Below are 8,582 nucleotides of genomic sequence, written 5' to 3'. Positions count from 1 at the left end.
ACCATGCCGGTGCCGGCGTCGCCCTCGGGCGGGCACATCGGGATGCCCGCGACGAGGCCGCCCGTCGGGTCGAGCAGCCGGGCACCCTCCTCGGTGAGCGATCCTGCGGGTTCGCCTGCCGACAGCACTCGCGGCATCAGCGCGGCCACCGAGCCCGGGCTCTCCGGCACGAGCGCGTCGAAACGGGCGAGCATCTCCGCGTCGAAGTCTCCGCTCTCCGCGTCGATCGGGAACATGCCCGAGGCGTCGCCGACGCCGAGCACCCGCTCACCCGTGAGCCGCCAGTGCACGTAGCCCGAGAGGGTCGTGAAGAAGTCGACGCTCGGCACGTGCGCCTCGCCGTCGAGCGCGGCCTGGTAGTAGTGCGCGATCGACCAGCGCAGCGGGATGTTCTCGCCGAACTCCTCCGTCAGGCGCTCGGCCGCTGCGGTCGTGTTCGTGTTGCGCCAGGTGCGGAACGGCACGAGGAGCTCGCCCGCCGCGTCGAAGGCGAGGTAGCCGTGCATCATCGCCGAGACGCCGATCGCGCCGAAGCGGGACGGCCTCGATCCCTCACGGGACTCGACCGCATCGGCCAGGTCGCTGTAGGCCGCCCGCAGCCCCTCCCACACCTCGTCGAGCGAGTAGCTCCACAGCCCTTCGACCAGCCGGCTCTCCCAGGCGTGAGAACCGGTCGCGAGCACCGCCGACGTGTCGGGGTCGATGAGGCAGGCCTTGATGCGCGTCGATCCCAGCTCGATGCCGAGCACGGCGCGGCCCTCGGAGATGACGCTCATCGTCGATCGTCCTCCGCCTGGCCGTAGACGTTCTGGTAGCGGGCGTATAGCGCGTCGATCCGATCCTGCGGAATAGGGATCAAGGGCCCCGCCTCACGCGCATAATGCACCGAACGCGCCACATCCTCCACCATCACCGCCGCCTTCACCGCGTCCCTCGCAGAGACGCCGATCGTGAACGGGCCATGATTCTGCATCAGCACCGCCCGCGAACGATGCCCCCGCAACGTCTCCACGATCCCCCGCCCGATCGAATCATCCCCGATCACCGCGAACGGACCCACCGGGATCGGCCCCCCGAACTCATCCGCCATCCCCGTGATCACGCACGGAATCTCTTCACCCCGCGCCGCCCACGCCACCGCGAACGTCGAATGCGTATGCACCACACCACCCACCTCGGGCATGTTCCGGTACACGTACGCGTGCGCCGCGGTATCCGACGACGGACTCCGTTCACTCCCCGGAGTGCCCGGGACCACATTCCCGTCCAGATCGCACAGGATCATATCCTCCGGCCCCAGCTCGTCGTACGACACTCCCGACGGCTTGATCACGAACAGATCAGCCCCCGGCACCCGACCCGACACGTTCCCGCCCGTCCACACCACCAGCCCGTACCGCACCAACTCGCCGTGCAGCGCCGCAACCTCCTCGCGCACTCTCTGGATCGTGCTCTCGAGCTCGACGTTGGCTGTCATCATGCCTCCTCGGCGGGGTCGACGGGCGCGATGCTGATCATCACGCCCGATTCATCGGTGTGTTCCACTCGCACGCGCGTCAGGCCGGTGATGACGAAGTCGGCGTGCGCCGCGAGCGAAGCGCGGCTCTCAGTGCCGATGATACCGACGGTCGTGCAGCCGGCGGCGCGCGCCGAGCGCAGACCCGTCGCCGTGTCCTCGAACGCGAGCACCGTGCGGCCCGATCCCTCGCCCGCACCGATGCGCTCGCGCCCGAGGCGGAAGGGTTCCGGGTCGGGCTTGCTGCGCGCGACTTCGTCTCCGCTCACGAACACCTGGGGCTCCCCGATGCCCGCGTTCGTGAGTCGTGCCATCGCGACCGAGCGCACCGCCGAGGTGACGACTCCCCAACGATCGCGGGGCAGCGAGCCGATCAGCTCGAGCGCGCCCGGCGTGGGCGAGCACGGCAGTGAGGGATCGGACTCGATCTCGCTGATGCGCCGCACGCCCTGCTCCACGAGCGATGCGGGGAGCACGTCGGAGGCGATCGCGACGGCCGTGCGGCCGTGATGCAGGCCGAGATCGGGCGGCTCGACGCCCATCTCGCGAGCCCACTCCGCCCAGGCGTATTCGACCGCCTCGACCGAGTCGGCGATCGTGCCGTCCATATCGAACAGGAGGGCGTCGGCCCGCACGCTGATCGCGCGCGATGCCGACGCCCCCTCTGCCCGTGCCATCGGTTCGCTCAATTCGCGCCCTTGATGGCGGGCAGGATCACGGTCTTGATCGCGAGCGGATCGGTCTTCGCCTTCATCAGCGCACCTTCGACGTCGTCGAGGCCGTAGCGACCGGTGACGAGCGGAGCCGCGTCGACCCGACCGGATGCGATGAGGTCGATCGCCGTGGGCCAGGTGTTGACGTAGCGGAAGGTGCCCGTCAGCGTGATCTCGCGGTGCTGCAGCATCGCGATCGGGATCTCCAGATCGTCGGCGCCCATGCCGACGAGGCAGGCGACGCCGCCGCGGGTGATGGCGGGGAAGGCCGACTGGATGGCGCGGCCGTTGCCCGAGGCGTCGATGAAGACGTCGAAGTGCTCGTCGTATCCGTCGAGACCGCCGGCCATCGGATCGATGACGCTCGTAGCGCCGTGCTGGAGCGCGAACTCACGGCGGTGCTCGAGCGGATCGCTGACCACGATCTCGGTGGCCCCGAACGCGCGTGCGACCTGGGCGTTCAGGATGCCGATGGGGCCGGCGCCCGTGATGAGCACCTTCGCGCCGGGGAAGACGCCGGCACGACGGCTGGCATGGACCGCGACCGAGACGGGCTCCACGAGCGCGGCCTCCTCGGCGGTCATGGTCTCGGGGACAGGGAACGCGAAGTCCTCGTCGATCGTGACGTACTCGGAGAACGAGCCGTCGACCGGCCACGCGCCGTAGAAGCGCATGTCGCGGCAGAGGTGGTAGCGGCCGTCCTTGCAGAGGTTGCAGCGGCGGCACGGCTTCTGCGGCTCGATCGCGACGAGCTGCCCGACGCGCGACTCGTCGACGCCGTCGCCGACGGCGACGATCGTGCCCGAGGTCTCGTGGCCGAGCACGACGGGGCTCTGCACGACGATGTCGCCGACGGCCCCCGACTCGTAGAAGTGGGTGTCGGAGCCGCAGACGCCGATCGCGTCGACGCGGATCAGCACTTCGTTCGGCCCGGGAGCGGGCACCGGGCGCTCCTGGAGCTCGATGCGGCGCGGCTCGAGCAGGACGCTCGTGGCCATCGTGGAGGGGATCTGCATGGCGTTCCTTTCGGTGGGGTCGGCGAAGCCCGAAGGGCGGTCGGGGCGAGTGCCCCGACCGCCCTGAACGAGCGTATTAGAAGACGCTGTCGGGATCGTAGTAGTCGTCCACGTTCTCGCAGTTGATACCGGCTGCCTCGGTGAACTCGAGCGGTTCGAAGCTGTCGGCCGCGGCCTCGCCCGTGCCGATCTGGATGGCGATCTCCATGGCGCGGTTCACGGCCAGGCTCGGCGAGTTCAGACCCGTCGAGATGTAGCGTCCCTCGCAGCCCTGATCCTTGATCAGCTTGAGGGCCTCCTTCTGGCCGTCGGACGCGGCGGCGACGAGCGTCGTCGTGTTGCCCTGGTCCTCGAGCACCGTCAGACCGCCGAGCGCCATCGAGTCGTTGAGGCCGAGCAGCAGGCCGAGGTCGGGGTTCGCGGCGAGGATCGACTCGGTCGCGGGAACCGCCTGGTCGGTGGCCCAGCCGGCGGGGGTCTCGGCGACAACCTCGTACTTGACGCCCGCCTCCTCGAGTCCCTTGAGGAAGCCGCCCTGGCGCTGCGGGCCCACGATGTCGTCCTCGGGCGGGCCGGTCAGCACGCCGACGCTGATCTCGGTGCCCTTTCCGAGGCGCTCACCGGTGAGCTTGCCCGAGAGGCGGCCGATCTCCTCGTTCGCAGACTGCACGGTCGTGACGCCGACGTCGGGGATGCCGTAGTCGACGAACACGATCGGCACCTCGCCGGCGAGCTGCTCGAGCTGATCCCGCTGGGTGTCCTGACTCGTCGCGTTGATCAGCAGAACGTCGACGCCCTGCGTGACCATCGTGTTGGCCTGGTCGAGCTGCTTGACGGCGTCGCCGCCGGCATCCTGCACCAGGAGCTCGAAGCCGTGCTCCTCTGCGAGATCCTCGGCCTCCTTCTGCATCGCTGCGAAGTAGGGTGCGTCGAGCTGGCGGATGAGGAATCCGATCTTCAGGTCCTCGACGTTGCGGGCCTCGCCGGTTGCGCCGTCGCCCCCGCCGTCCTCGGTGCTGCCGCAGGCCGTGAGCCCGAACAGGGCCATGCCCGCCACCGCGACACCCGCGGCGATCCTGGTGAATTTCTTCATGAGTGTTCCTCTCTGAGTGGGTATGTGGAGTGCGTCAGTTCTTGGCGAACTTCTTGCGGACGTGGAAGGTGGTGAAGACGATCGCGAACAGGATCAGCGCGCCGCGGAACGCGTCCTGCAGGTACGCGGAGACGTTGAGCAGCACGAGCAGGTTCGCGATCACGCCGAGGATCAGCGTGCCGAAGATCGCGCCGGAGAGGCGCCCCTTGCCGCCCGACAGCGCCGCGCCGCCGATGACGACCGCCGCGATGGCGTCGAGCTCGTAGAGGCTGCCGGCGGTCGGCGTCGCGGCGCCGATGCGCGCGGTGAGCAGGAAGCCGGCGAAGCCGACGAGGATGCCCGCGAAGATGTAGACGATCAGCAGGGTGCGCCGCACGGGCACGCCCGATGCGTAGGCGGCGTGCTTGTTGCTGCCGATCGCGTAGATGCGCCGACCGAACACCGTGCGGGTGGTCATGAACCAGATGGCGGCAGCAAGACCCAGCCAGATGAGGCCGAGCACCGGGATCCCCGCGATGGTGGTCGTGGCGATCTCGCGGAAGTCCTCGGCGGCGGGCTTCACGGGCACGCCCTCGGTGTAGGCGTAGACGAGGCCGCGGGCGAGCGCCATGATGCCGAGCGTCACGATGAACGGTTCGAGGCCGCGGAACGAGACGAGATAGCCGGTCAGGATGCCCGAGAGGAGGCCGACCGCGATGGCGACGACCGCGGCGAGCAGCACGCTCTCACCGTTCATGAGGCCCGCGCAGAGCACGCCCGCGAGGGCGAGCACCGAACCGACGCTGATGTCGATGCCTCCGGTGAGGATGATCAGGAACTGCGCGAGCGTCACGATGCCGATGACCGACACCTGCAGCAGCAGGTTGGTCAGGTTGCGCGTCGTGAAGAACGCGTCGGTCGAGAACGCCGCCACGATGAGCAGGCCGATCAGGATGAAGAGGGGGTACTGCTCCTTCAGCCATCCGAGGAACGGATTGCTCTTCTTGGTGTCGGATGACGCGACGTTCACAGACACGGTTTCGTTCGGGGCGCTCATGCGGCTTTTCCTCCCAGTGAGGCGCGGATCACGTCGTCCGCTGTATCGGTGTGGGGTTCCATCTCGGCTACGATCTCGCCATCCCTCGCGATGAGGATGCGGTGGCAGAGCGAGGTGACCTCTTCGGCCTCGCTCGACACCACGAGCACGGCCTTGCCTGCCTCTGCGAGACGGCGGACGATCTGGTAGATGTTCATGCGGGCGGCGATGTCGATGCCCTTGGTCGGTTCGTCGAGGATGACGAAGTCGGGCTCGGCCTCGAGCCACTTCGCGAGACACACCTTCTGCTGGTTGCCGCCGGAGAGGGTGCGGGTGAGCGTGGAGCCGGTGCCCTTCACCTGGTATTCGGCGATCAAGCGGTCGGTCTCCTCGCGCTCGTAGCGCAGTCGCAGCACGCCGCCCTTCGAGTAGCGTCCGAGGGTCGAGATCGTCATGTTCTGCCGGTTGTCGAAGTCGGGCAGGAAGCCCTCCTTGCGACGATCCTCGGAGACGTAGACCACGCCGTCGTCGAGCGCCTGGTACGGCGTCTTCGCGGTCGTCTCGCGGCCGTTGATCGTCACGGTGCCGCTGTACCGCTCCTGCTGCCCGGAGATCGAGCGCGCGATCGAGCTGCGGCCGCTTCCCACGAGACCGTACATGCCGAGAATCTCGCCCGGCTTGATCGAGAACGAGATGTCTCGCGCGGAGCCGGCGGACAGCCCCTCCACGACCACGATCGGCTCGACCTCGGGCCCGGGTGCGTTCTCGGGAGGCTCGATGGCGGCGACGCGCTCGCCGACCATCATCGTGAGGATCTCGTCGTGGTCGGTCTTGGCGGTCTCCTTGATGCCGACCAGCTGACCATTGCGCAGCACCGCGATGCGATCGGACATGGAGAAGACCTCCTGCATCCGGTGCGAGACGAAGATGATGCTCGTGCCCGCGGCCCGCTCGGCCGCGACGAGCTGCAGCACGTCCTGGAAGTGCTCCTCGGTCGTGGACGCGGTGGTCTCGTCGAGCAGCAGAATGCGGTGCGGCACGACCTGGGTGCGCGAGAGCGCGAGCATCTGGCGCAGGCCGGGAGGCAGCGAGCTCGCCGGCTGCTTGAGCGAGACCTCGGAGAGGCCGACCGCGTCGAGCGCCTTGCGCGCACCGGCCGGATCGTTCTTCGCACGCTTCCACCCCTTGGCGCTGCCCGAGCCGCTGAGCTGCTTGAGCCAGACGTTCTCCTGCACGGTGAACGTGTCGATGACCAGCGGCTCCTGATGCATGAGCAGGATGCCGGCGTCCTCGGCGTCGGAGGGCGATTCGATCTCGCCGTCGTAGCCTGCGATGCGCACGCGCCCCTCGGAGGGCTTGGTCTGCCCCGCGAGCACGCCGGCGAGGGTCGATTTGCCCGCGCCGTTGGCGCCGCAGATGGCGAGCACCTCCCCCGGGTAGCCGACCAGAGAGACCCCCGAGAGGGCTCGAACCCCGGGGAATATCATGCTGACGTCCTCGACGGAGAAGGCGATCTCGCGCCCCTCCTCGTCGACCAGCGGTTGTGTCGTCATATCGTCTCCTCGCTCACCATCGATGCGGTGCCGTCCGATGCGTCGCTCCGCCGCGCGGCCGTCTGCTCGCGCAGCCCGGCGACGCAGGCCTGGGCCGCGACGTAGTCATGATAGGCCTCCGCGAGGGCCGCCGCGTCCGCCTCTCGCGGCCTGGCCATTTCTACGGGCGGTGCGAACTGCGGCGCGGGCGTGTCGCCCTGCGTCAGCCGGTGTCCGATCAGGGCGCACGAGCGCAGCGTGAGGTTGTCGTCGCGCACGACCGCGATCTCACGGTTGATGGCATCGACGGTGAGCTGCAGCCAGAGCGGGTTGCGGGTGATGCCGCCCGAGACCGCGAACAACCCGGGCTCCGGGATGCCCGATTCGGTGAGACCGTCGACCACCGCGCGCGATCCGAGGGCGACGGCTTCCGCGAGGGATCGGTAGAGTTCGGCCGGCCCCGTCTGCAGCGAGAGCCCGAGGAAGCCGCCCCGCATCGTGGCGTCGCGCCACGGCGTGCGGCCGCCCATGAACGTGTCGAGCGCGATGATGCCGTGCGAAGCCGTGGGGATGCGCTCGACCTGTTCAAGCAGGCTCGGCAGATCCTCCCGGCTGATGCCGAAGAGGCGCTCGGCGGCCCAGCTGAGCACCGATCCGGTGGTCACCTGGCCTGCCTCGACGAGGTAGCGACCCTGGCTGAGCGCGTTCGGGTAGGGACCCCAGAAGCGCGAGTCGAACAGAGGCTCGTCGACCTCGAGTGTGAGGGCGTTGGAGGTGCCCGCGACCATCGAGTAGAGCGGGCCACCGGCTGCGTGTCGCAGTTCGCCGAGCGAGACGAGCGAGAGGTGGGCGTCGATGCCGCCGATTCCGACGACGGGGGCGCCGTCGATGCCGAGCTCTCGCGCCACCGCAGGGGCGACCTCGGCCGCCGCGGCACCGACCGGGAGGACCGTTTCGGGGAGCTTCGATTCGAGCCCCGGCGCACCCAGCAGGGCGTAGAGATCGGAGGGATACCCGTCGCCCACGACGTTCCATTTGCAGGCGGCCATCATGCGGGAGGCGAAGGCGCGGCCGGTGAGGCGCTCGACGAGGTAGTCGTGGCACTCGCGCACGCGCGCGGTGCGTCCCCAGACGTCGGGCCGGTTGCGTGCCATCCACGCTGCCTTGGTGACCAGCCACTCGGCGCTGTTGCCGCCGCCGGCGTACGCGAGATCCGGATGGTCGGTACGCGAGGAATGAGCCGCCTCCTCGGCCGCCCGCTGATCCATCCACAGGATCGCGGGGTGCACGGGGGCGCCGTCTTCGTCGAGGAAGGCGACGGACGACGATGTCGTCGCGACCGCGATCGTGTCTACCGATGTCGTGCCCGCCTGCGCCAGTGCGCCCGAGACCGACTCCACGACCGCGCTCCACCACTGCTCGGGATCCTGCTCGGCCCACGCGGGCCTCGGGAACACCGTGCGCAGAGCGGAGCGGTGAGTGCCGAGGGATCGGCCATGCTCGTCGAACAGCGAGGCGCGAACGCTCTCGGTTCCGACGTCGATGCCCAGATACCGGCCCACTTCCACCTCCTTGTGCACTTTCGCGAGGGCGGCCTTCGACGCTTGCGCGCGCAGGACGCCCATACCCTCAGAACAAGTTACAGTCGCCACGCGCCCGCTTGCGCGCCTGCGACCCGTTTATGCTCATCTGAGCAG

At 68.9% G+C, this 8,582-nt stretch carries 8 protein-coding genes; all 8 read right to left on the bottom strand.

Translation table 11 applies throughout. The annotated features are described in order from the left end of the window. Nucleotides 1–776 (bottom strand): FGGY family carbohydrate kinase (locus tag J4H91_RS06965; protein ID WP_243752727.1); only part of this gene is annotated, 776 nt, incomplete at its 3' end. Beyond that, nucleotides 773–1,480 (bottom strand): L-ribulose-5-phosphate 4-epimerase, encoded by a 708-nt coding sequence (locus J4H91_RS06960; protein ID WP_208045529.1) that lies wholly within the window; start codon nt 1,478–1,480, stop codon nt 773–775. The genes J4H91_RS06960 and J4H91_RS06965, both read right to left, overlap by 4 nt. Next, complete coding sequence (locus tag J4H91_RS06955; RefSeq protein ID WP_208045528.1) at nt 1,477–2,193, bottom strand: HAD-IA family hydrolase; 717 nt, start codon at nt 2,191–2,193, stop codon at nt 1,477–1,479. The genes J4H91_RS06960 and J4H91_RS06955 overlap by 4 nt, the downstream gene beginning before the upstream one ends. Before the next feature lie 8 nt (nt 2,194–2,201). Then, nucleotides 2,202–3,245 carry an NAD(P)-dependent alcohol dehydrogenase gene (locus J4H91_RS06950; protein WP_208045527.1) on the bottom strand — a complete coding sequence of 348 codons (1,044 nt, stop codon included), beginning with the start codon at nt 3,243–3,245 and terminating at the stop codon, nt 2,202–2,204. A gap of 76 nt (nt 3,246–3,321) precedes the next feature. Then, entirely contained in the window at nt 3,322–4,338 is a 1,017-nt protein-coding gene (locus J4H91_RS06945) for a substrate-binding domain-containing protein (protein WP_208045526.1), read from the bottom strand. 34 nt (nt 4,339–4,372) lie between these two features. Further along, a complete protein-coding gene (locus J4H91_RS06940; protein WP_208045525.1) occupies nt 4,373–5,374 on the bottom strand; it encodes an ABC transporter permease in 1,002 nt (333 codons plus the stop codon). Beyond that, nucleotides 5,371–6,906, bottom strand: a complete 1,536-nt coding sequence (locus tag J4H91_RS06935) for a sugar ABC transporter ATP-binding protein (RefSeq protein ID WP_208045524.1) — start codon at nt 6,904–6,906, stop codon at nt 5,371–5,373. The genes J4H91_RS06940 and J4H91_RS06935 overlap by 4 nt, the downstream gene beginning before the upstream one ends. Continuing rightward, entirely contained in the window at nt 6,903–8,447 is a 1,545-nt protein-coding gene (locus J4H91_RS06930) for an FGGY family carbohydrate kinase (RefSeq protein WP_208045523.1), read from the bottom strand. The genes J4H91_RS06935 and J4H91_RS06930 overlap by 4 nt, the downstream gene beginning before the upstream one ends. Nucleotides 8,448–8,582: the final 135 nt, after the last annotated feature.

Source organism: Leucobacter ruminantium (genome assembly GCF_017565705.1).
GTDB lineage: Bacteria > Actinomycetota > Actinomycetes > Actinomycetales > Microbacteriaceae > Leucobacter > Leucobacter ruminantium.
Note: the sequence above shows the minus strand (reverse complement) of the source record. Positions and strands in the feature narration are given on the sequence as shown.

Bases quoted from the DNA above. Each gene is read 5' to 3' on its own strand.
- J4H91_RS06960 (WP_208045529.1), bottom strand. From the start codon at position 1,480: ATGATGACAGCCAACGTCGAGCTCGAGAGCACGATCCAGAGAGTGCGC.
- J4H91_RS06955 (WP_208045528.1), bottom strand. From the start codon at position 2,193: ATGGCACGGGCAGAGGGGGCGTCGGCATCGCGCGCGATCAGCGTGCGG.
- J4H91_RS06950 (WP_208045527.1), bottom strand. From the start codon at position 3,245: ATGCAGATCCCCTCCACGATGGCCACGAGCGTCCTGCTCGAGCCGCGC.
- J4H91_RS06945 (WP_208045526.1), bottom strand. From the start codon at position 4,338: ATGAAGAAATTCACCAGGATCGCCGCGGGTGTCGCGGTGGCGGGCATG.
- J4H91_RS06940 (WP_208045525.1), bottom strand. From the start codon at position 5,374: ATGAGCGCCCCGAACGAAACCGTGTCTGTGAACGTCGCGTCATCCGAC.
- J4H91_RS06935 (WP_208045524.1), bottom strand. From the start codon at position 6,906: ATGACGACACAACCGCTGGTCGACGAGGAGGGGCGCGAGATCGCCTTC.